The organism is Bacillus solitudinis, assembly GCF_002797395.1.
Taxonomy (GTDB): domain Bacteria; phylum Bacillota; class Bacilli; order Bacillales; family Bacillaceae_D; genus Halalkalibacter_A; species Halalkalibacter_A solitudinis.
The window spans coordinates 2,707,632-2,730,668 of record NZ_KZ454943.1 but is presented as its reverse complement, the minus strand read 5'-3'; the positions used below and the strand labels follow the sequence as shown (position 1 = coordinate 2,730,668).

20 protein-coding genes are annotated in these 23,037 nt (G+C 38.0%); 4 read left to right on the top strand and 16 right to left on the bottom strand.

The window, feature by feature from the left end; genetic code table 11:
* Positions 1-88: 88 nt before the first annotated feature.
* Positions 89-970, bottom strand: coding sequence for a LysR family transcriptional regulator (locus tag CEF19_RS13265; RefSeq protein ID WP_100406485.1), 882 nt, complete (start codon positions 968-970; stop codon positions 89-91).
* Between the two features lie 243 nt (positions 971-1,213).
* Between CEF19_RS13265 and glf the strand changes: the two genes are divergently transcribed.
* Positions 1,214-2,320 carry a UDP-galactopyranose mutase gene (gene glf / locus CEF19_RS13260; protein ID WP_100406484.1) on the top strand — a complete coding sequence of 369 codons (1,107 nt, stop codon included), beginning with the start codon at positions 1,214-1,216 and terminating at the stop codon, positions 2,318-2,320.
* Positions 2,321-2,597: 277 nt separating this feature from the next.
* Here glf and yhbH read toward each other — a convergent pair whose 3' ends face one another.
* The 3 genes from yhbH to CEF19_RS13245 form a co-directional block, all read right to left on the bottom strand.
* The gene (gene yhbH / locus CEF19_RS13255; protein ID WP_100406483.1) at positions 2,598-3,773 is read right to left on the bottom strand and encodes a sporulation protein YhbH; all 1,176 of its coding nucleotides are present in this window, start codon (positions 3,771-3,773) and stop codon (positions 2,598-2,600) included.
* Between the two features lie 371 nt (positions 3,774-4,144).
* The gene (gene lepB / locus CEF19_RS13250; protein ID WP_157800961.1) at positions 4,145-4,687 is read right to left on the bottom strand and encodes a signal peptidase I; all 543 of its coding nucleotides are present in this window, start codon (positions 4,685-4,687) and stop codon (positions 4,145-4,147) included.
* A 109-nt stretch (positions 4,688-4,796) separates the two neighbouring features.
* Positions 4,797-6,692: a PrkA family serine protein kinase gene (locus CEF19_RS13245; protein WP_100406481.1), complete on the bottom strand. Its 1,896-nt coding sequence runs from the start codon at positions 6,690-6,692 to the stop codon at positions 4,797-4,799.
* A gap of 189 nt (positions 6,693-6,881) precedes the next feature.
* On the opposite strand from CEF19_RS13245, the gene CEF19_RS13240 reads away from it, so the two are divergent.
* Positions 6,882-8,768: a transglycosylase domain-containing protein gene (locus CEF19_RS13240; protein WP_227521984.1), complete on the top strand. Its 1,887-nt coding sequence runs from the start codon at positions 6,882-6,884 to the stop codon at positions 8,766-8,768.
* Positions 8,769-8,858: 90 nt separating this feature from the next.
* Here CEF19_RS13240 and CEF19_RS13235 read toward each other — a convergent pair whose 3' ends face one another.
* From CEF19_RS13235 to queG, 6 genes are all read right to left on the bottom strand, one after another.
* Positions 8,859-9,419, bottom strand: a complete 561-nt coding sequence (locus CEF19_RS13235; RefSeq protein ID WP_319830075.1) for a DUF5366 family protein — start codon at positions 9,417-9,419, stop codon at positions 8,859-8,861.
* A 175-nt stretch (positions 9,420-9,594) separates the two neighbouring features.
* Entirely contained in the window at positions 9,595-9,915 is a 321-nt protein-coding gene (locus CEF19_RS13230; RefSeq protein ID WP_100406478.1) for an antibiotic biosynthesis monooxygenase family protein, read from the bottom strand.
* A gap of 321 nt (positions 9,916-10,236) precedes the next feature.
* Positions 10,237-10,710, bottom strand: coding sequence for a tRNA (uridine(34)/cytosine(34)/5-carboxymethylaminomethyluridine(34)-2'-O)-methyltransferase TrmL (gene trmL / locus CEF19_RS13225; RefSeq protein WP_100406477.1), 474 nt, complete (start codon positions 10,708-10,710; stop codon positions 10,237-10,239).
* A gap of 295 nt (positions 10,711-11,005) precedes the next feature.
* Complete coding sequence (locus tag CEF19_RS13220) at positions 11,006-11,917, bottom strand: amidase domain-containing protein (protein ID WP_100406476.1); 912 nt, start codon at positions 11,915-11,917, stop codon at positions 11,006-11,008.
* A gap of 169 nt (positions 11,918-12,086) precedes the next feature.
* Positions 12,087-12,617, bottom strand: coding sequence for a methylated-DNA--[protein]-cysteine S-methyltransferase (locus CEF19_RS13215; RefSeq protein WP_100406475.1), 531 nt, complete (start codon positions 12,615-12,617; stop codon positions 12,087-12,089).
* Between the two features lie 70 nt (positions 12,618-12,687).
* Complete coding sequence (gene queG / locus CEF19_RS13210) at positions 12,688-13,827, bottom strand: tRNA epoxyqueuosine(34) reductase QueG (RefSeq protein WP_100406474.1); 1,140 nt, start codon at positions 13,825-13,827, stop codon at positions 12,688-12,690.
* Between the two features lie 79 nt (positions 13,828-13,906).
* Here queG and CEF19_RS13205 point away from each other — a divergent pair, with 79 nt between their 5' ends.
* Together CEF19_RS13205 and CEF19_RS13200 are read left to right on the top strand one after the other, a co-directional pair.
* On the top strand, positions 13,907-14,578 hold the full coding sequence (locus CEF19_RS13205; protein WP_227521983.1) for a B3/B4 domain-containing protein: 672 nt from the start codon (positions 13,907-13,909) through the stop codon (positions 14,576-14,578).
* Between the two features lie 70 nt (positions 14,579-14,648).
* Positions 14,649-16,448 (top strand): beta/alpha barrel domain-containing protein, encoded by a 1,800-nt coding sequence (locus CEF19_RS13200; RefSeq protein ID WP_100406473.1) that lies wholly within the window; start codon positions 14,649-14,651, stop codon positions 16,446-16,448.
* Between the two features lie 35 nt (positions 16,449-16,483).
* Here CEF19_RS13200 and CEF19_RS13195 read toward each other — a convergent pair whose 3' ends face one another.
* The 6 genes from CEF19_RS13195 to CEF19_RS13170 form a co-directional block, all read right to left on the bottom strand.
* Positions 16,484-17,887, bottom strand: coding sequence for an NAD-dependent succinate-semialdehyde dehydrogenase (locus tag CEF19_RS13195; RefSeq protein ID WP_157801080.1), 1,404 nt, complete (start codon positions 17,885-17,887; stop codon positions 16,484-16,486).
* Positions 17,888-18,243: 356 nt separating this feature from the next.
* Positions 18,244-18,678 (bottom strand): Dps family protein, encoded by a 435-nt coding sequence (locus CEF19_RS13190; protein ID WP_100406471.1) that lies wholly within the window; start codon positions 18,676-18,678, stop codon positions 18,244-18,246.
* Between the two features lie 103 nt (positions 18,679-18,781).
* Positions 18,782-20,329, bottom strand: coding sequence for a catalase (locus tag CEF19_RS13185; RefSeq protein ID WP_227522096.1), 1,548 nt, complete (start codon positions 20,327-20,329; stop codon positions 18,782-18,784).
* Positions 20,330-20,537: 208 nt separating this feature from the next.
* On the bottom strand, positions 20,538-21,170 hold the full coding sequence (locus CEF19_RS13180) for a YesL family protein (RefSeq protein WP_100406469.1): 633 nt from the start codon (positions 21,168-21,170) through the stop codon (positions 20,538-20,540).
* A 5-nt stretch (positions 21,171-21,175) separates the two neighbouring features.
* Complete coding sequence (locus CEF19_RS13175; protein ID WP_100406468.1) at positions 21,176-21,715, bottom strand: lipoprotein; 540 nt, start codon at positions 21,713-21,715, stop codon at positions 21,176-21,178.
* A gap of 216 nt (positions 21,716-21,931) precedes the next feature.
* Positions 21,932-23,035 (bottom strand): glycoside hydrolase family 88/105 protein, encoded by a 1,104-nt coding sequence (locus CEF19_RS13170; RefSeq protein ID WP_100406467.1) that lies wholly within the window; start codon positions 23,033-23,035, stop codon positions 21,932-21,934.
* Positions 23,036-23,037 lie beyond the last annotated feature (2 nt).

The window sequence follows — 23,037 nt, the reverse complement described above, 5'->3', positions numbered from 1 at the left end:
TATAAACCAAAAGTTTAGGGGTAGTAACTTTTAGTTTGCCGCCACGAAAAAAGTCGATTCAACGGGCTTTTTAGCACATCAAATCGACTTACTTATTCTCTGTTTTATCTTTAATATAGCTTTTAAATAATAAAATAGCCTTCGATTGAATACCCCTTTTTCGGGAAACTAAGTAGATATTTTGTGGGATTTTCTCTGCTAATCTAATGACCTTTAAATTATTTTTTTTCAAGGTAGCTTCAACGAAATCAACTGATATGGCTACAAACCCATTCAATTCGCATAATCTGTGAGCTGATAAAATACTGCCAAATTCATGTACCACATTTGGTGTAAAGCCTTTATCTAAACACATGTCAACAAAACTGTGGTCCTTCCCCTTGCCAACAGATTTGACAACTAAAGGCTCTTCCTTAAGATGATCAATCGAAATTTCGTCTCTATCGGCCAAACGATGATTTTCCGAGACAACAGCTACAGCTTCTCCTAGAACAATTAATTCATGTTCACAGTTTTCAATATCTTCATAATCCGTTACTAATCCAATATCTACTTCCTCTTGAAATATTTGATTAAGATAAGAATCATCTGGTAATTCCCTAATCTTAATTTGGATATCAGGATAATCCTTAGAAAAATCATACAAAAGTTCAATGGGTATCACAGCTGTTGATGAATATGTGACTACAACATCTAACGTTCCTTTACTACCGCTAATAATACTAATTTCTTTTTTTAGATCTTCCATCAGATAAACGATATGCTGAGCTCTTGCATACAGCAATTCTCCTGCCTCTGTTGCCACCATTCCTCTAGGACCACGATCAAATAACTCAGTCTCTAATTCCAATTCAAGTTGTTTAATCGTCTTGCTAAGACCTTGGGGGGTAATAAATAGTTCTTTAGCCGCAGAGTTGATACTATTCATCTGATACACCTTATTAAAAAGTTGCAGTGCCTCTATATTCATAATTTCACCTTTTTTGTATTCGCTCTACATTGTAAATCAGTTTTAAAGCTTAGTATAGCACTTTATTAAGTCAAATTGCAATTAACTCTATCGCTTGATAGTACTAATAACTCATAACATTAATGACTTTTTCCTAATCTTTATTTATTTGATTTCCTTTGTTATAATCCTTCCATCCCTATTTATCTTTGTTGAAATTAGGGAAATTTATTTTAGATAATACAGCAATTAAGGAGAGTTTACATGTACGATTATCTAATAGTAGGAGCTGGTTTATTTGGATCAGTATTTGCCTATGAAGCAAACAAAAGAGGAAAAAAGTGTTTAGTTGTTGATAAAAGAGATCATATTGGAGGGAATGTTTATACAGAACAGATTGAAGGTATTAACGTTCATAAATATGGCGCCCATATTTTTCACACTAACGATCAAAAAATCTGGGAATACGTCAATGGATTTGCTGAGTTTAATCGATATACCAACTCGCCAATTGCAAACTATAAAGGAGAAATATATAACCTCCCTTTTAATATGAACACATTTAATAAATTGTGGGGTGTTGTCACTCCTGATGAAGCCAAAGCGAAAATCGAACACCAAAAAAAAGAAGCCGGTGTTACAGAACCTAAAAATCTTGAGGAACAAGCCATCTCCCTAATAGGAACAGATATTTTCGAAAAATTAATTAAGGGGTACACCGAAAAACAATGGGGGAGACCTGCTAAAGAATTACCTGCTTTTATAATTAAAAGGCTACCCGTTCGATTTACCTATGATAATAATTACTTTAATGACCGCTACCAGGGAATTCCAATTGGCGGTTATACGAGTATCATTGAAAAAATGTTAGAAGGTATTGATATAAAGCTAAATGTTGATTTTTTTGAACTACGTAGGGAATTAGAAGGGTTAGCAAACAAAGTTGTTTATACAGGTATGATTGACCAATATTTCAGTTATACATTCGGTGTACTTGATTATAGAAGCCTGCGCTTTGAAACAAAGGTATTGGCTGAAACAGATAATTACCAAGGGAATGCAGTGGTCAACTATACAGACAAAGATACTCCATACACACGAATTATCGAGCATAAACATTTTGAATTTGGTACGCAAGATAAGACCATTATTACAGAAGAATACCCTAGCGAGTGGAAGCCAGGTGATGAACCCTATTATCCAATTAATGATAGTAAGAATAATGAAATTTATAGAAAATACAAAGCTTTAGCTGATAATGAAAAAAATGTGATTTTTGGCGGTAGACTAGCTAATTATAAGTATTTTGACATGCATCAGGTCATCGGATCTGCTCTAGCTACAGTTGATAAAGAATTTCCAAATAAATAAACACTCTGTTTTGTAATCGGAACATTGAGTAAACGTTTTAAATTCACCGCATCTATTGCTGGTCCTTTATAACTCTAGCTCAAATTAGACCAGCTGGCCCCTTGATCGAAGGAGCTTCCGAACCAGTGTCGCGTCCTGAAAAGTAAATAAATCATACATGAATCCCCATCCAGCTCATAGGTGGGGATCATTTGACGCTTACGTTGTTACAACGCACACAAAAAAAGCAGTACCGTGAAAAATAGTACTGCTTCTTTAACGTAAGCGGCCACTTTGGCTACACAATTATACTTTCTTCCTCTTTCTTAAAAAACGTCTTCATCGCATGATACACATCGCCCTTTTCCTTAAGGATGTAATGACGGAAACGGGGATCGGTAATATTTTTATATGCGGACATAAGTGTGGAGTGGCGGCTGTACTGATTCACTTCCCCATACCCAAACATGCTTGAGACTTCCATCAGTTTCTCGACTAGTTTCAAGCAACGCGCGTTATCGGATGTGAGATTATCACCATCAGAAAAATGAAAGGGATATATATTGTAGCGTTTCGGATCATAGTTTTTCTCAATCATTTCGAGAGCTTTTCGGTAAGCTGATGAACAAATTGTTCCCCCACTTTCCCCTTTGGAGAAAAAGTCTTCCTCAGAAACGACTTTCGCTTCCGTATGATGCGCAATAAATTCTATATCGACCGTTTCGTATTTACTGCGGAGAAAACGGGTCATCCAGAAAAAGAAGCTCCTTGCCATATACTTTTCCCAGCGCCCCATAGATCCACTTGTATCCATCATCGCTAGCACGACTGCCTTTGATTCAGGACGAACGACCTCGTTCCATGTTTTAAACCTAAGGTCATCATTATATATGGGGATGAGTCCCGGTCTTCCTTCTAAAGCATTTCGTTTAATCGCTGATAAAATCGTCCGACGCTTGTCAATGTTTCCCATTAACCCTTTTTTACGAATGTCGTTAAAGGCAATGTCCTCGATAACAATTTCATCTTGCTCCTTCTTTTGTAGATTAGGTAACTCTAGTTCACGAAACAGCATTTCTTGAAGCTCCAAGATTGAAATTTCAGCCTCTGTATAATCATTACCCGCCTGGTCCCCAGCTCCTTGCCCCTTTCCAGGTCCTTGTTGTTGCTGACGCTGTGCATTAGGATCACGTGCAACGACATCTCCTACTTTACTATCTCCCTTTCCTTGACCCACATGCTTATTTTTATCATAATTATATCTAATTTTATATTCATCTAGGGACCTAATTGGAATTTTAATAACATCCCGGCCATTGGACATGACAATATTCTCTTCACTAACAAGGTCTGGGAGATTCTTTTTTATCGCTTCTTGTACTTTTTCTTGGTGACGACGTTGATCTTGGAAACCCTTGCGGTGGAGGGTCCAATTCTCATGCGACACGACAAAATTTTGTTTGTTTTTTTCCACTGTTATCCCTCCCTATTTTTTTGAACATTCTTCCTATACATACCTTCGCTAACATACTTCGCTTAGAAGCAATGAAGTGAAGCTATTGCTCTCTGCTTTTAAACACAGCACAAACTTTTTATCATTAAAAAAATAAATGTGCGATTCACATTTTGACTAGATAGTGCATAAAATGGTTTCGAGTCATTTGTTTTATAAAAAAATAGAAGTGTCAAATGAGATAGCTTACTCTATCTTATGCAAACAGGAAGAAGAGTTGCTAATAAATTCTGACAAATTGGTTCCTTTTCGTCGGACAAGCTTTCTTCCAATTCCTCTCTGACCTTAGAAAAGTAGAAAAAAACGTACATTTCAATAGGAAATGTACGTTCTTAGTGGACTAGCCCTACCTCTTTAATAGGCCAAAATCTTAAGTCAACCTTACCAACAATTTGCTCATTACTTATAAATCCGATTCTGCGGCTATCAAGGCTATTGGCGCGATTATCTCCCATAACAAAAACATGATTTGGCGGAACCACTTCCGGACAAATAAAATTCTTCGTATAAAAACCTTGTTCATATCTAGCTCGGCGCTCTTCAAGAAACGGTTCTTCAATAGGTTCATTATTAATATAAAGAACATCATCTTCATAACGAATTAAGTCTCCCGGTAGCCCAATGACTCGTTTAATATAATCATCTTCCTCTGTCGCATGAAAAACAATCATATCAAATCTATCTGGAGCGGAAATCCCATACCCAACTTTATTTACGATAAAACGTTCCCCATCTTGTGCATTTGGCATCATTGATTCACCTTGTACTTCATAACTAGCAAAAATAAACGTTCGAATAATAATCGCTAATACGAGGGCAATAATGATTGCTTTTAACCATTCTAACCATTCATTTTTCTTTGTTTCCACTGGCATGTCCCCCATACTAAATCTTTTCTATAATCTAACATTTATTTTAACCGGCGACAAGAATGCGATAAAAAAAAGACAGTCCCTAATTCAGGCGACTGTCCCCTTCTTCACATTAACGGTTTAGTAGGCTGCCGACATAGCGAAGCAATTCGTTTGCCGAGGTTGAATTGTAGCCATGCTCATCTATTAATCGAGCGATAACCTCATTTACTTTTTTCAATTGTGACTCATCTGGTGTTTTCACAGAGGTTGTTATTTTGACTATATCTTTCAAATCCGCAAAGAGCTTCTTTTGAATAGCTTCACGCAAACGCTCGTGAGAATTGTAATCAAATTTCTTTCCTTTGCGTGCATAGGCAGATATACGTATGAGGATTTCTTCTCGAAAAGCCTTTTTTGCATTTTCTGAAATACCAATTTGTTCCTCAATTGATCGCATCAATTTTTCATCTGGTGTCATTTCTTCACCAGTTAAAGGATCACGAAGCTTATTTTTATTACAATAGGCTTCAACATTATCAAGATAGTTATCCATCAATGTTTTTGCTGATTCATCATAAGAGTAGACAAACGCTTTTTGAACTTCTTTTTTTGCTATTGTGTCGTATTCTTTACGAGCAACTCCAATGAAATCCATATACCGCTCTTTATCATCCTGAGAAATAGAAGCATGCTCATTTAGCCCTTCTTTAATCGAACGAAGTACGTCCAGAGCATTTATCGATGTTAATTGCTTCCTTATAATCGCTGAAGATATCCGGTTGATGACATACCGAGGATCAATGCCTTTCATGCCTTCATCCGGGTATTCTGTTTTCAGCTCTTCCAAATCCTGAGCATTAAAACCTTCTACACTTTCTCCATCGTATAAGCGCATTTTTTTAACTAAATCAATTCCCTGCTTTTTTGGATCCTCTAGTCTAGTTAAAATCGTAAAGATGGCAGCCACTTTTAAAGCATGTGGTGCCACATGGACATCTGATAGATCACTATCTTGAATCATTTTCTTGTAAATACGTTCTTCTTCACTAACCTTTAAATTATAAGGAATTTTCATGACAATAATCCGTGAGTGAAGGGCTTCATTCTTTTTATTAGAAATAAACGTTTTATACTCGGATTCATTTGTATGAGCAACAATAAGTTCATCCGCACTAATGAGCGCAAAGCGTCCTGCTTTAAAATTCCCTTCTTGCGTTAGCGATAATAAATGCCATAAGAACTTTTCATCACATTTAAGCATTTCTTGAAATTCCATCATTCCTCGATTTGCTTTGTTCAATTCCCCGTCAAACCGATAAGCCCTCGGGTCTGATTCCGATCCGTACTCTGCAATAGTGGAGAAATCAATGCTCCCAGTTAAGTCAGCGATGTCTTGTGATTTAGGATCAGAAGGACTAAAGGTTCCGATTCCTGTACGCTTATCCTCTGAGAAGAATATTCGTTCAACAACCACCTCTTCAATATGACCGCCATATTCTTCTTCAAGTCTCATCATATTTAGTGGGGAAAGATTTCCTTCAATTTTAATTCCATATTCCTCGTAAAAATCTCTTCTTAAATGCTGAGGAATTAAGTGTAGTGGATCCTCATGCATAGGGCAGCCTTTAATAGCATAAATTGCCCCTGCGTCCGTACGAGAATATTGTTCTAATCCCCGCTTTAGCATCGTAACAAGCGTCGATTTCCCTCCACTTACCGGTCCCATTAATAACAAGATACGCTTGCGCACATCCAACCTCTTTGCTGAGGAGTGAAAATATTCTTCTACTAACTTTTCAATTGATTCTTCTAATCCATAAATTTGTTCACTGAAAAAAGAATATTTTTTCGTACCGTTTTCTTCCTCAACTCCTGCATCGTTTATCATATTATACACCCGAGAGTGAGCCGTCTGCGCGACATGTGGCTTCTCCTTCAGTAAATCTAAGTAGTCCTGAAATGTACCTTCCCACTTTAAACTCTCTTCTTCGTCTCTAAATTGTTCAATCTTTTTTAAAATATCCATGTGGCGTGCCTCCATTCTCGTGATCAAGCGCGAGATTAGTTAAACATATGCATAAGCTAGCCTGAACATGCACCTCATTTTTTGATTTCCACTAATTGCCCTATAAAACATGCTTTCTTATTCTTATTAATAATGAACGAAAACCATGACAGAACATTTCAAACTCCTTTAAAAGTGGTACAATAAAGCTTGAACGTAGGAATAGAAAGAGTTGATGAAATGGTAAAAGCTAGTACAGGCTGGCTCATAATTATCTTATTATTTATTGGTTTTTCTGTTTTACTGCTAGAGGTAACGGCCGAGGTTCATGATGTACAAAGCCTTTCACAGGTTTTAGATGGTCAAGTCGAATTGGATGAGATTGCTCTATCTACGAATAGTTCAATATTCGATCAGAATGGAAAACTCATTTCTACGATTTTTCGCGATACAAACCGCATTTACTTACCTTATGATGACATCCCTAAATTGGTCATAGATGCCTTTATTTCAACTGAAGATAAACGCTTTTATGAACACAAGGGCTATGATAGTATTGGAATTGCTCGAGCGCTCTTTTCAAATGCTCAACATGGTAATATTGAAGAAGGGGCCAGTACGATGACTCAGCAACTCGTACGGAATCTCTTCTTAGGACATGCACAAACATATAACCGAAAAATGAGTGAGCTATTGTATGCTCATGAAATTGAAAAACGATATAGTAAAGAAGAAATTATTGAACTTTATTTAAATACTATTTTTTTTCAAAACCGCATTTATGGTTTTGAGGCTGCTAGCCAATTTTATTTCAGCAAAAGTAGTAAGGATTTAACTTTAGCTGAGGTCGCTTTCTTAAGCGCGATTCCAAATAACCCGTCACATTATGATCCGTTAAAATACCCTGAGAAAACCAAACTCCGACAAGAATGGATTTTGGATAAAATGCTTGAGGCATCGTCCATTACTTCTGAGCAGCATCAGGATGCCTTATTGCAACAAATTAATCTAAATGTTCAAAAACGAACTGATCAATTTCCTGACTATGTGACATATGTTCATTACGAATTAATTGAACTCATTTCGCAGGCTGAAGGGTTTTCTTTACAACTCTCACAAGCTGGGTCAGAGGAAGCATCTCAAGCCATACGTGATAAACTTAACCAACGTGTGCAAGATTTGCTTGAACAAGGAATTCAAATTGAAACAGCCTTAAATCCAGCATTACAAACGAATGCAGTTGCTGCATTTGATCGACATTTACAAGGCGATATCCAAGGTTCTGGGGTAGTCATTGATCACCAAAGTGCGGAAATCGTCGCCATTACAGGCGGTAGAAACTATAATAAATTTGATTTTCATCGGGGCTTTCAAAGCTTCCGTCAACCTGGATCAACAATTAAGCCTTTACTTGTTTACGCACCGTATTTTGAAGAGATGGAAATCCCACTTCATAGTACGATAAATGCTAATCACTTTTGCAATGGAACGTATTGTCCTAAAAATTTCGGAGGTGGTCAGTATGGAACAGTTTCGCTTTCTACTGCCTTTAAGAATTCGTACAATACTCCGGCTGTCCGTATTCTAGAGCGGGTTGGTGTTGAAACAGCCTTTTCATATCTTGAAAAGTTTCCGTTTAGTAGAATTTCAGCGAAAGATTATAATTTACCGGCAGCGCTTGGAGGTTTTACACACGGAATGTCACCACTCGAGCTCACTCGTGCGTTTACCACTTTCGCTTATCAAGGAAACTTTATTCCATCCTATGCCATTCGTAAGGTAAAAGCACAAGATGGGACACTCCTATATACATGGGATACGAAAGCAGTTCCTATTTGGTCGCAAGGAACCAATGACAAGATGCGTCAGCTTCTCTCTGACGTTGTGACAAGTGGGACGGGTCAAAAAGCACAAATTAACACTTCATATTCAGGTGGAAAAACAGGGACGACCAATGATTATAACGATATCTGGTTTGTAGGTTTAACTGACCGATATACAGCAGGCGTTTGGGTTGGAAAGGATACTCCAGCAAGTTTATCCACTATATACTCTCAAAGTCCACATTTGCTAATTTGGAAAGATATTCTTAAATAATGACATTAAAAATAGCCTAAACGTTAAGTGGCCACTGAAAAAGGTATCATACCTTTTTCAGTGACCTCAAACGTCAACGGACTTCTTTTTTTATAATGGAAGACTTGCGATTAAACTATTATAGAGCTTCACGACAGCAAAGATAATAGCTAGAATAAACGTACACCAAAAAATCGTATGAAAGAAAACTAGACCAATTAAACCCTGAAGCAGTAGGGACTCGCTTACTTTATAAACAAAGTAAGTAAAATAAACGATACTTGCTAAGATAAAAATCATACAGAGAATAATTATTTCTTGAGATAAAAGTATGGAAAGTACGCTTGCTATCAAATAAATCCACGAACCTGACCTTACTTTATTTAATTCATTCCCTTCTACATCTTTAGAAAAGAACAGCATCGAAAGCTCGACGGTCGTGTCAGCAATTAACTTTAACGCCGAAAAAATCATAAAGTAGAAGAGCATCAATAGAAATAGTAATGTGAGTTTAATGCCATTTTCTGAAAAGAATTCACGCATTCCTTCATATAAGCCAACATTTACTAGCTGTTCTAGTAAGAAAACTTGTGAGTATAGCGCAAAAGCCAAGCTAAATAGTAATATCGCTATAAGCGGAAAATGGCTGGTAATATACCGATTCGACATCATAAAGTGCTCCTGTCTTGGATTAAATAATCCACAATCTTTATGATTTTACAGAGGTTCTCCGAAATTAGCAAGTAAATAATTTGTTCAATCCTACCTAATCAAACACATATTGAAAAAGAAGGAATCACAATAAGTAGGTGATTCCTTCTTTTCTTTACTATGCCAAGTTAAAACCTTACTGGTCTGTTGGTTTTGAATGATGAAGTACAGTATAGGCATTTAGTTCGCTAGATGTAGTTGGACCTTTTTCCTTAGATTCACGTTTTTCTTGATGGGCTCGCTTAAATGCGTCACTATGTAACCAATTTTCATAATCCTCTTTCGTTTTCCATCTAGTGAAAACAACTTGTTTACCTTCTTCGTTTTCGTTATTTAAAAACATAAATTCTAAACAACCTGGTACCTTTTTCATATTATCAGCGGCACTGCCAAATCTTCCCCCAAGATGCTCCTTCGCTTGCTTAGGAACGTGCAATTCATTCATTACTACGTACATATGACTTCCTCCTCTACTTTGTTCTAATTAAAGTATAACGTAATTCTAAAGTGAATCATAATTGCTGAATCGTTCAACTAAAAGAAAATGACATGAGCTTGTCACCAAAATTTCTTTGCTTTTGATTTCAATCTGTTTGTTTTTGATTTATAATAAACAGTAAGATTGTAGTGTCACAAGGAGGCTCTTCTAAATGGGTACAATTATTATCCTTGGGGTTTGTGTAACATTCCTTGCTTCTATCTTTACAGCAGGCTATGACGACAATCCTCACAAGAACTAATAAAAAAACGACCTTTCTCTAAGAGAAGGGTCGTTTTTTTAACTTAAACCTTTGAATCCTTGCTGGCGAATCGCCTCATAGATAATAATCGCTGCTGTGTTTGAAACATTTAAGGACCGAACCTTATCCGTTTGTGGAATTCTAAAACAGCGTTCGACATGTTGACTAATTAAATCCTCCGGTAGCCCAGTTGTTTCACGACCGAATACAAAGAAATGATCCTTTTTTTCATCACTATAGTCAAACTCACTATAATTTTTTGTTCCTACTGTTTCAATAAAATAAAATTCCCCGTCTGGAAACGTGTGAAACAGCTCGTCCACAGAATCATAATAATTTATTTTTACGTTTGGCCAATAATCACACCCTGCTCGTTTCAACATCTTATCATCTGTTGAAAATCCTAATGGGCGAATTAGATGAAGCGATGTATCCGTACCTGCACAAGTTCTTGCAATGTTCCCCGTATTTGCTGGAATTTCCGGTTGATATAGAACAATATGTAATCCCACTTTTTTGCACCTCTATTTCTTATCAGTAAAACTATTTTTCATTATAGCATCTTTTATGGTTATTTCGAAAACAACAGGACTAAGCAAAAATAGATTTCAAATAAAAGTTACGCTTCTTCTACCTTTCTTTGTCTATTAAGATGAGCTTGCCGGCTTTGATACGTCGACAAGCTCTAAGGAAGACATCCGTTAATTTATACTGTGAGTAAGTCTTTTACCATCTGTACCTTCTACTAGAACATTTTCCTGTAATACCTGTACATAAAATAAGGATGTTTCTATAAATAAGTTAAGCCTATTTATTAACAATATGGAAGAATTTATATTTAATATTCGGTGTCCACGCTGTAGAATCTTCGTATTTCCAATAACGCATTCTGCTATTCGTTGTTTGTGCATTTACCAATGGCTCTCCATTTTCATCCTTTGCTACTACGATGGTCGTATGCTGCCATCTACCATCTCCATTAAAGTCATAACAAATGACATCCCCTGGCTGAAGCTCAGTCACATTCGATCGTTCCTCTCCTCTTAATCCCTGCTGTGACCCACTTAAGTACCATCTCATTGAATGAGCCACAGACCAGCTAAAGCTCCAATTATTTGTCTGATACCACCACCCTTTTGAACGATTCGGATAACCATTCATCGTACCCCCACCCGCCCGGAGGCATTGAGAGATGAAATTCGTACAATTATCTGTAAAACGTTTGTAGTTGGGATTGTAATCATTCCACCACCGTTCAGCATAACGGACAGCTTCTCGTGGATTATAACTGGAGCGTGAAAGATTTTCTCTCTTTTGATTAGACTCTGACTCTATCCACAGATTCGTCTTTACCACCTCTTCTTTAACAGCTTCTGCATTTGTTAACTCTACATCATCCTTTAGTTCTCCGCCATAAAAGGTTGCGCGTCGATGTTGAATTTGCTCTTCAAGGTACAGCTTCTCTTGCAAACGAATCAATTGTTCATAGTGAATAACATAGTCAATTTTCGTTGTCTTTTCAAATTTCTGAGAACGAATAACTTCTCCATTCACTTTAGACTTAACAATTTCAGCCCCTCTCTTTCCTAGTGAAGATCGCTTTCTGTCAAGGCATTCGCGCTCATTCTCTCTACAGTAATAAACGTTTCGTTCTCCAATAAATGCTTCATTCCGTTGTTTAACAAGCTCATGAATTTGTTTAATTGACTTAGTAGACACGCTTTTCCTCCCTTCCTACCGTCTAAGGATCATATGATTGAGTGCTTGACAAAAATGATAACAACCCAAATAATGCTAAAACTCAACCTTTTCTTTTAAACGTCACCCTGTCGCAATTCACCAACTTCTAATCATAGGAAAAACCTCCAGTAGAACTAGAGGTTTTTGTTTACGATATCTTTTCAATTGCCCCTTCTAAACATAGAAGAAGTTCTTTTTTGTCGACTCCACCACCGTAACCGACCATCGCTCCATTGCTTCCTATAACACGATGACAAGGAACGATAATTGGAAGAGGATTTTGGTTATTGGCCCCTCCAATAGCTCTAACTGCCTTAGGTGCACCAATCTCTTGAGCAATTTGTTTATAAGAGCGTGTTTCACCATAGCCTATATCCCGGAGCGCGTTCCAGACTTTTTTCTGAAATGCTGTTCCATATAAGTCCATTGGCAAATCAAAAGCAACACGGTGGCCATTAAAATAATCTGTAAGTTGGTCTTTAACTAGGCTTACTGTTTGATCGCAACGTACTAGTTCCCCTTTCATTCCTTGTTTCTTCAACCTTGCTTTTAACGTAACCGTACATTTATCCAATGAGCCAAAATGAATATGACATACACCACGATCCGTGGCAACGATTGTAAGAGTACCAAGAGGACTATCCATTTCATCAACAAAAAAGGTCACTTGCGCTGTCATGTAAACCCTTCCTTCCAATTGTCCAGTCTTTTTCATCTTCTTACATTACAATACGAACTTTACCAGTTGTCTATTCTTTATTTTCAAGCATTTTTAATCCTGATTCTATCTCTTGGAGAACCTCATCATCCTTTTCCCCTTCTTTGGCAGCTATCAGAAAAGATTCCTCTAATTCACTTCCAATTTTACCTATTGCCCATGCTGCTGTTCCCCGAATAACAGGACGTGGATCTTCTTTCAACACCTTAACTAAATGGGGTAATGCATTCTTATCTTTGAAGTGAGCAAGTGCAATAATCGCATTTCGTTGAATCGGCTTTTTACCACGCCAGGAACCTGAAATATGACCAAACTTTTTTTTGAAATCACGATTACTTATCGTTAAGAGCGGAATAAGCTTTGGTTTAGCGATTTCTGGGTCAGGTTCCATATCAGGATGAATATGGAAGTCTTTTCCTTTGTTTTCCGGGCATACCTGTTGACATGTATCACAGCCATATAAGCGATTTCCTAACTTATTCCGATACCGTTCTGGTAAGAACCCTTTTGTTTGTGTTAAAAAAGCAATACATTTTTGGGAATCTAACTGCCCTCCTTGTATAAGGGCATCAGTTGGACACGCATCCACACATTTATTACACGTTCCGCATTGTTCTGTTATCGGTTCGTCCGGCTCAAATGAGAGAGTCGTAATGATTTCCCCTAAATAAACATAACTCCCGAATTCCGGGGTTATGATTGCACAATTTTTTCCGCTCCAACCTATTCCAGCTCTTTCAGCAACGGCCCGGTCAGATAATTGACCCGTATCGACCATTGAAACTGTTTTTGCCTCAGGTGCACGCTCCCTAACAAACTGCTCAAGCAAATGAAGCTTTTCACGTAAGACATCATGGTAATCCTTTCCCCATGATGCTCGGCAAAAGATTCCCCTTCTATCTTCTTTTGTACTTTTGGGCGGTTTTTTCATTTTTGAGGGATACGCTAATGCAATCGAAATAATCGACCTTGCTTCCTCTAGGTTTTTTTTCGGGAAAACACGCTTTTTTATATCAGGTTCCTCAAACCCTGATTGATAGCCTAAATCTTGTTGCAATAATAATCGATCTTTCAACTGCAAAAAGGGATCTGCAGAAGCGAAACCAATTTTATCTACCCCGATAGTCTTACTATATGCAATGAGTTCCTTTTTAAATTGGGCGAGTATCATGGCCCATCACCTTTCTTCTAATTTTTCTTTCAAATATGCTAAACTAAATTAATATCTATTGTAAGGAGAGTGAAGCTCTTTGGCTGACTTCCATATTGGTAAAAATATTTCATCACTTGTCCCAACTCTAAAAATTGGACTAATTACTTATCATCATATCGTGATTGGCGATTCACCACAAATGTTAAAAGGCCGATTACAGTTTTTTCAAGAAACATTAAAAGTAGAGTTAGAAAGCAAAGACATAACTGATTATAAAGGAATTACTGAATGGAGGGAAACGTTTAAAAAATTGAATATTTCCCCATCAAAATATCGACCTTCAGCTGAAGCCCTTTATCGTAGAATAAAAAAGGGAGAACCACTTCCACTCGTCCACTCAGCAGTTGATTTGAATACATTTTTTTCCCTTCAATATGAAATTCCAATGGGGATTTATGACTTAGATTCACTGAGTGGTGATATCACTCTTCGGTTAGGAGAGGAAAACGAAACGTATGATGGAGTAAACGGTCGTATTAATACGCTTACGGGTAAAATAGTAACGGCTGATTCATCAGGTCCATTTGGTTCACCTATTGTTGACTCCACTCGTTCATGTGTTCATCCTACTACAACTAGTGCCCTTCATGTTCTTTATCTTCGACCTTCAATGTCCGAAGCGGAAGCAAATCAGCTTGTTGCAGCTGTGGCGAAGATGTTCACACAAATTCATGGTGGAGATGCATCTTATTCAGTTTATACAGAATAAGGAGTTTTTAGGTAGTTCCAATTCCTTACTACTTTAACGTAAGACTAGTTCTATAACAAGAGGTGAACCCATGCCAGATTGGTCTTATCATGTTGTATTTAAGCCACTTTTATCAAAACTGTCACCATATCATTCCCGAGAATTTATTCATCGTAGAATGAATCATATCGCATCTATTCCGTTCGGAAAAGAGCTAATCAACTTTCTTGGTAGAGAAGAATCTTCTCCACTATTAAAAAAGGAAATTCAATTAATAACCTATCGAAACTCAATTGGACTCTCGGGAAAAATTGATCCCTTATTATCAGGAACAAAAGCTTTCTCGAACCTAGGATTTGGTTTTTTAGAGATTGGTCCTGTCACGAAACAACCAGAAGTAGGAGTTAAACCTAGTAGAGCAGACGGGAAGATAACGTTTCCTAGCAAGATGGAATCAATTGGACTAGAAGCGACCCTTCAAAAGCTTAAGTTATTAGAATGTAATCAGCCTCTTATCATTCGCCTTAGAGGAGAAAAGAATGAAATTGTGGAAATGATCCATTCTCTCTCTTCATATAGTGACTTGTTTATTATCGAATATGACATGATAGATAAACTAGAGGCATTTGATTTCCAAAAAACAAAACCAATATACTTAGCTATTCCTACAAATAAGGTTGATGAATATTTACTGGGTACCATCCCTTCTTTTATTTCAGGATTAGTTTTAGATGAATCTGCGTCTACTAACATTGAAACTCATCTTCACGCACTTGAGTTGATTCAAAAACAAAACCTCTCTCTTCCCATTATTAGCGTAGGAGAAATCGTCGAACCAATAGACGCACTTAAATTATTTGAAGCTGGTGCTAATTTAGTCATGCTATCAGGTGGCTATGTTCACACTGGGCCAGGTCTTGTTAAACGAATTAAAGAAGCACAGCTAAGTTCAAGTCACTTAGCCTCAACTCCGCCTGCATATGGTTGGTTTTCTTATTGGTTGTTTGGGTTTCTTATGTTAATTGGTGGGCTCATTGCTTTAAGTGTAAGTATGACAACAATTATTCTTCCCTATGATGAGCTTTTTTTGCAAATGGATCGCGCCTCATTGGCCCTGTTTAATGAGCGAATACTTTATTTTATGGCTCATGACCGAGTAACATTAGCCGGAACCATGATTTCAGGTGCTATACTCTATATGTATTTAGCAAGGTATGGTATTCGCTCACAATTACTCTGGGCCAAAAACGCCATAGATATAGCAGCAATCATTGGCTTTCTTGGCATTCTGCTATTTATTGGTTTTGGTTATTTTGACTGGTTACACCTTATTTTTTGGCTTATTTTGGCTCCATTTTATCTTCACGGCTTTCTAAAAACACGCCACTTAAAAGGTACCCCAAAGTCAGCCAATCGCAATAATCACATGGTGTGGAAACAGGCATTATATGGACAGTTCGCTTTTGTCCTCTTGGGATTCTCATTTATTTTGGGTGGTATCATCATCTCATACATCGGCATAACCCATGTTTTTGTGGCAACCGATCTTTTCTATTTGTGTATGCCCCCCGAAACACTAGACACTTTTAATCAGCAGCTCATTCCTGTGATCGCTCATGACCGTGCTGGTTTCGGTAGTGCTTTACTCAGTGTTGGCTTACTCGTTTTAATGATATCTTTATGGGGATTTCACCAAGGTCAAAAGTGGGTTTGGTGGGCTTACTTATTCGGAGGAATTCCAGCCTTTATCTCAGGACTAGCCATCCACTACGCCATCGGATATACCAGCTACATCCATCTACTCCCCGCTTATTTTGCTTTAGTTTTGTATTTGGTTGGCTTATTATTATCCTACCGCTTTCTCCATCTAATGAAAGAACCAGTGAGTTAACTCACTGGTTCTTAAACGTTGAAACATGAAACCTCTTAAAAAGCGACTGATATATATTTGACTTCTAAAAACTCATCCAAGCCATAATGCCCACCTTCTCTACCAATCCCACTTTCCTTCCAGCCGCCGAACGGAGCTTGAGGAACAGAAGGTAGACCATCATTAATGCCCACGATACCATATTCTAGTTTTTCACTTATACGTATGGCTCGACCAATATCGCGGGTAATGACATAGGCAGCTAATCCGTATGGTGTATTATTTGCTCGTTGAATAACTTCTTCTTCCGTGTCGAAGGTGGAGACTGGCGCCACCGGTCCAAAGGTTTCTTCTTTCATACATAGCATATCTTCCGTTACATTTTCAATAATCGTCGGCTCAAAGAATTGTCCCTCTCGTACCTTACCACCTGTGCGCACTTTGGCGCCTTGTGCTGTAGCATCTTCGATATGAGTTCTAACCTTCTTTACAGCAGACTCATCAATTAGAGGTCCAATTTCGATGCCTTCCTCCAGTCCATTCCCTACTTTTAATTGCCTAACCGCTTCCTCAAATTTCTGCAAGAAGTCTTCTTTAATTTCTGTTGCCACATAAATTCGATTTGCACAGACACAGGTTTGCCCAGCATTTCTAAACTTGGAACCAATCACTTGAGTAACCGCAACATCTAAATCCGCATCATCCATAATAATAAAAGGAGCGTGCCCTCCTAATTCAAGAGAGATTTTTTTTACTGTTTGTGCCGCGCCGCTCATCAGTAGCTTCCCTACTTCTGTTGACCCTGTAAATGTCAGTTTACGGACTCTTTCATCCTTTTGCCATACATCAGCAATTGTTTTTGCATCTCCTGTAACTACGTTTAACACACCTTGTGGCATTCCTGCTTCTACCGCTAATTCAGCTAACTTTAAAGCAGTTAGCGGCGTTTGTTCAGCAGGTTTAATGACGGCAGTACAACCAACTGCCAAAGCGGGTGCCACCTTTCTCGTAATCATTGCCGCAGGGAAATTCCATGGTGTTATTGCAGCAATGACACCCACTGGTTGCTTTTGAACAAAAAGACGTTTATTAGGAACGGAAGCAGGAATCGTCTCCCCGTATACACGTTTTCCTTCCTCTGCATACCATTGAATAAACGAATTTGCATAAGCTACCTCACCTAAAGCCTCATTAAACGGCTTACCCTGCTCCTTCGTCATAATCGTCGCAATCTCGTTCTGATGCTCTTGAATCAGCTTAAACCAATCCATGAGCACTGTACTTCTTTCTCCTGCCGTTTTCGACGACCAACTCACGAAGGCTTCTTGTGCAGCGTCCACAGCGCCCTTCGCTTCATCACTCTGGCCATTTGGGATCGTGCCTACTAGCTCACCTGTTGCTGGATTTACAACATCAATAGAAGGCAAATCACTCCCTACCCATTTACCATTAATAAGCATATTCATCTTCGTTCCCCTTTCATAATCCTTCTCATCTTTATTAATTCTTGTTTATTATTTAATTCCCTTTTAAAAGTCAAAGTTAAACATAAGAAAGGCTGCGCAGCAGCCTTTCTTATGCAATGTGTGGAGCCACTGCCAGGTTTTAAGTCCTCTACAAATGCTTTTCTTGTAGAGGACGCGCAGTGTGCGGAGCCATTGCTCTTCTTTGTATCACTCAATTAGGTTCCTTGAATCACTTCAAACTATTTATCACTTTTTTACTTCTAAGAAAGGCTGCGCAGCACCTTTCTTAGAAGTAAAAAAAGGACACGAGCATCATAATCACTCGTGTCACCGCCCTTATGTCACCGCCCTTACCCTAGATATGCATTTAACATCCAAACATGCTGCTCTAACGAAGTTTTAATTTGAATAAACATATCAGCAGTTGATTCATCATCTGCCTTTGTAGCTAATTCGATTAATGTAGATGATTCATTGATAATTTGTTCAAAGTCCTTTGCAATCGTAGCGACCATATCTCGAGGTTCCTCCGTATTGCTAGCTTCCTTAATCGTTGCAACCTCTAAATACTCTTTAAGTGTTGCAACCGGCTTTTCCTTAATAGTTAAAATTCGCTCTGCAATCTCATCAATATATGTTGCAGCTTGTGTATAATACTCCTCAAATTTTGCGTGTAATGTAAAAAAATCCGGACCTGTTACATACCAATGGTAATTGTGTAGCTTCGTATTAATAACATTCCAATTTGCTAATTGAGTATTTAACGTTTGTTTTAAATTCGTCAAGTCTTCACGCTCCTTTTAAAATCTATACTTAGTATACCTCTAATTATAATAATTATCAAGTAGTATTTAATATAAACTGTTAATTTAGAGCAAACCCTTTATCTCAATAAGGATCGGAAGGATGGCTCATTTGTTCAGCTTGATTTACAGCTTCATCAGCATCATTTCCGCCGATTGAATTTCGAGACGACATCTTGTCCCGCGCCTTCTCTAAGCCATCTTTCAGTCTCGTTCCATAATCTTTATCACATTGGATCAAATGATTTACCATTTGATTTTGGATTTCTTGAACACATGGTTTTAAAGTAGTAACAAGATTCTTAATTAGTTCGTCCTTCTCCCACTCTGAAAATCGTCTATACGTTTTTCCAGCTTGTCCATAATCATTACGGCGATCGATCGTTTCTCTTACAAGGTTTCCTTCAATTCTCGGTGTATGCTCGATCCCATCGTTTTTGGATTCTTTTAACCCACCTAATACAGAGGGTTCATAATTCACATGGGGATTCTGACTCTTGCCTTTATCAACACGATACTCCATTTGTCCACCACGTTGATTTGTTGCCACATGTTTTTTTGGAGAATTAATTGGTAATTGCAAATAATTTGTGCCAACTCGGTGACGTTGCGTATCAGAATAAGAGAAGGTTCTTCCTTGAAGAAGTTTATCATCAGAAAAATCTAATCCATCAACTATAACACCTGTTCCAAATGCAACCTGCTCTACTTCAGCAAAATAATCTTCAGGATTTTTATTAAGTACCATCTTGCCTACTGGTACCCATGGAAAATCTTCTTTATACCATAACTTTGTAGGGTCTAATGGATCAAAATCTAGCTCCGGGTGCTCATCATCACTTAGTATCTGTACGAATAGCTCCCACTCTGGAAAGTCACCTTTTTCGATAGCTTCATACAAATCCTGAGTTGCATGGTTAAAATTTTTCGCTTGGACCTGCTCCGCTTCATCCTGTTTCAAATTGCGGATTCCTTGTTTTGGTTCCCAGTGGTATTTTACTAGGACACCCGTTCCTTCTTTATTCACCCATTTATATGTATTAACACCAGAACCCTGCATCTGACGATAGTTTGCTGGGATACCCCATGGTGAAAATAAAAAGGTAATCATATGCATGGCTTCTGGCGTTTGGGAGATAAAATCAAATATTCGTTCTCCATCTTGAACATTCGTTAGTGGGTCAGGCTTAAACGCATGGACCAAATCCGGAAACTTTAAAGGGTCACGGATGAAGAAGATTTTCAGGTTATTACCAACCAAGTCCCAGTTTCCATCCTCTGTATAAAACTTTACTGCAAAACCTCGAGGATCACGTAATGTTTCGGGGGAATGACCGCCATGAACAACACTTGAAAAACGTACAAAGACAGGTGTTTTTTTACCCTTTTCTTGGAATAAATTAGCTCTTGTATATTTAGAAATTGGCTCATCTCCTGCAGTACCATACGCCTCAAAATAACCATGCGCCCCAGCACCGCGTGCATGAACGACCCGCTCAGGAATTCGTTCGCGGTCAAAGTGACTAATCTTTTCTAAATAATCATAATTTTCAAGGGTTATTGGGCCACGATTCCCCACTGTACGAACATTATGGTTGTTTGTGACAGGGTGACCTTGTCGGTTCGTTAACATCTCTTCTTCAGTGGCTGCCTTGGGGCGTATGTACAAGTCTTTTTCGTTTTTGCTCAAATCACTCACTCCTACCATTTTATACATAATATCCCTTTCTATAATATTTTCACCACTTTAAACTTCTTTATTCAGCGAATAGGGAAAAAGGTATTACAAAAGGTGAAAAACCTTTTTGTAATACCCCTTAAGCATTGCCTATAGCTAATTGCTAACTTTGTTGAAGCATTTCTTCTTTTTTCTTAACTCTGTTAAAGACTCTTTGTGCAATCCACATGAGAGTGTAACTTAAAAAACTTGCTGCAAAGAATGGAATTAACCCTGGGACATACATAAGTAAAGTTTGAATAAGCAGTACCCCAACTACCATTAAAATCGTAAATTGAGGATAAGCCAAACCTAGCAGAAGTGCTGTTTTCAACAAAACAGGAATTTTTAATTCAAATGTACAATACGTTGGAAAGAGATAAAGAACCATTACAATATAAAGTACGCTTACAAAAAGAAGCACATAACGAATCACCATCATAACCGTACCAGGCACTTGCGCAAACATGAAATTAATATAAAGAATGATTCCTAATAAAATAACAAACAAACCAATAATATTTGATTTAAGAAACTCAGATTTATAGTGAATCCAAAATGTTTGGAAAACGGGGATATCGTGATGACCTGTCACCCATTTTCTCATTATCGAAAACATTGCTACCGTAGCAGGCATAAATCCTAAGACAATAAGCCCCATAAGGGTAAATACAATCCATAGTATATTAATGTACGCAAAACGCGCAACCCACACACTGACCCTGTAGAAGCCTCCCATCAATCCTCCCATTTCCATTGTGGTTACTCCTCCTTTTGTGCCAAGTGGGCAATGACTTCGATAGCCTCATCATAGTAATCACTAAATATAGGAACTATGGCAATTAAAGGCTCTTCAAGTTCCACTCCTAACTCACGTAGGAATAAGGAGTCATTCTCTAATGGAATCGCATACACATGCTGCTCTCCTGTTTCCTCATTCACATCCTTATAACGGGATGAAATTTGAGAAAAAAATGCCTCATCAATCGCGGCATCTAAAGGAATTAGACCCTCTGAATCAAATGCCATTGACATGAGTTCTTCTCTTAGTATCAAAAGATCCCCTTCATGGGTAGCTAAATCCACTATTAGTCTCTCATACATTCCTGGATGTAGTTCTATGGTCGGTTCCTCTACCATTTCACCCAAGCCATTTCCTACCATCACTTCTATATCATCAGCCAAATCATGGGATAAACCTGAATAAAAAGCGATTTTAATTGTCTCAACCTCGTCCCCACCACATGCCGTCAAACCTAATGCAACAGTAATTAAAGCAAACCATCTCAACACTTGTTTCATAACTCCACCTACTCTTCTTTTTCTCTACTATATGCTACCACAATTATAATACCTTAATAGACGGAAAATCTAGGATTCTTGTCTATTAAGGCATTTTAGAAGAAAGGTTTTTTGGATTACGCTTTAAAGTGAATAAAAGGTTTGACAACGGTTCCCTTTGTTTCACTCATTGCTTGAGGCTTTTTAAAAAAAGGGAGGAGAACCCTCTTACTGGCTCTACTGGCTCTTTAATTGATGCATTTGCATGCTAGCAAGAATAAATGCCCCGACACCATGTAAATCATTTTCACTCGTATCACGAGCAACATAATAGTCATAAGTCCCAATTGAGGTACCAATACAAATACCAGTTAATGATAGACTCCCATCCTCATGCTCTTCAATCTTATGATTGATTATTCCCTCATAACCCTTTTGGGCTGTTTCGACGTATGAGGCATCAATGTACCCTTTATTTACTGCTTTTGCAATGGTATAGACATATAAGCTTGAACATGAGCTTTCGAGCCAATTGTCTTCTAAATGTCCTTTGTTAACTATTTGATACCATAACCCTGACTTTTCATCCTGATAACGGACTAAGTTTTCAACAAGATTTCTAATTACAGAAATTAATTCTGCTCTTTTTGGGTGGTTTTCTGGAAGTAAATCAATAATGTCAACAACTGCTAAGCCATACCAACCAAGAGCCCGCCCCCAAATTTCAGGTGCTGCCCCTGTCTCTGGATTACACCATGGTGTCTTACGGTTTTCATCCCACCCATGGAAATATAATCCAGACTCCTCGTCCTTTGTATTCTTTCTCATTAATGATTCTTGATATAAAACCAAGTCGACTAGCTCAGGCTCGGCAAATTGTTGACCATATTGAACCGTAAATGGACCAGCCATATATAGACCATCAAGCCACATTTGATAAGGATATTTATCCTTGTGCCAGAAACCTTGTTCAGACGTCTTATTAATCGTTTTTAGTAAATTTCTAAGTTTCGTTGCTGCAACCTTGTATCGTTCTTCACCCGTTTCTTGGTAGAGGGGAAGTAGGAGCAAACCTGGTTGGATTGCATCAAGCTCATCTCTAGCAAAATAAAAATTCCCTTCTGCATCTACAAGCTTATCTACATACTCTTTAAAGTAATTAAAATACTCTTCCTTTTTCGTTTCCTGCCAAACGCTATGCATCCCGCATAAAAATACACCTTGATGATAATGCCATCTGTCTGCAGGGGGGAGCTTAATTGGTTCAAATTGACCCATAAGACTTTGACATGCTTTCTCTGCCCATTCTAGTGCAAATCTTCCTTTAACAACTGTTTTCATTT

Excerpts from the sequence above, each read along its gene's own strand:
- CEF19_RS13175 (WP_100406468.1), bottom strand. The coding sequence starts at position 21,715 with ATGAAACAAGTGTTGAGATGGTTTGCTTTAATTACTGTTGCATTAGGT.
- lepB (WP_157800961.1), bottom strand. The coding sequence starts at position 4,687 with ATGCCAGTGGAAACAAAGAAAAATGAATGGTTAGAATGGTTAAAAGCA.
- CEF19_RS13230 (WP_100406478.1), bottom strand. The coding sequence starts at position 9,915 with ATGTACGTAGTAATGAATGAATTGCACGTTCCTAAGCAAGCGAAGGAG.
- CEF19_RS13200 (WP_100406473.1), top strand. The coding sequence starts at position 14,649 with ATGCCAGATTGGTCTTATCATGTTGTATTTAAGCCACTTTTATCAAAA.
- queG (WP_100406474.1), bottom strand. The coding sequence starts at position 13,827 with ATGATACTCGCCCAATTTAAAAAGGAACTCATTGCATATAGTAAGACT.
- CEF19_RS13245 (WP_100406481.1), bottom strand. The coding sequence starts at position 6,692 with ATGGATATTTTAAAAAAGATTGAACAATTTAGAGACGAAGAAGAGAGT.
- CEF19_RS13215 (WP_100406475.1), bottom strand. The coding sequence starts at position 12,617 with ATGACAGCGCAAGTGACCTTTTTTGTTGATGAAATGGATAGTCCTCTT.
- CEF19_RS13265 (WP_100406485.1), bottom strand. The coding sequence starts at position 970 with ATGAATATAGAGGCACTGCAACTTTTTAATAAGGTGTATCAGATGAAT.
- glf (WP_100406484.1), top strand. The coding sequence starts at position 1,214 with ATGTACGATTATCTAATAGTAGGAGCTGGTTTATTTGGATCAGTATTT.
- CEF19_RS13185 (WP_227522096.1), bottom strand. The coding sequence starts at position 20,329 with ATGTTAACGAACCGACAAGGTCACCCTGTCACAAACAACCATAATGTT.
- CEF19_RS13235 (WP_319830075.1), bottom strand. The coding sequence starts at position 9,419 with ATGATGTCGAATCGGTATATTACCAGCCATTTTCCGCTTATAGCGATA.
- CEF19_RS13180 (WP_100406469.1), bottom strand. The coding sequence starts at position 21,170 with ATGGAAATGGGAGGATTGATGGGAGGCTTCTACAGGGTCAGTGTGTGG.
- CEF19_RS13170 (WP_100406467.1), bottom strand. The coding sequence starts at position 23,035 with ATGAAAACAGTTGTTAAAGGAAGATTTGCACTAGAATGGGCAGAGAAA.
- CEF19_RS13195 (WP_157801080.1), bottom strand. The coding sequence starts at position 17,887 with ATGCTTATTAATGGTAAATGGGTAGGGAGTGATTTGCCTTCTATTGAT.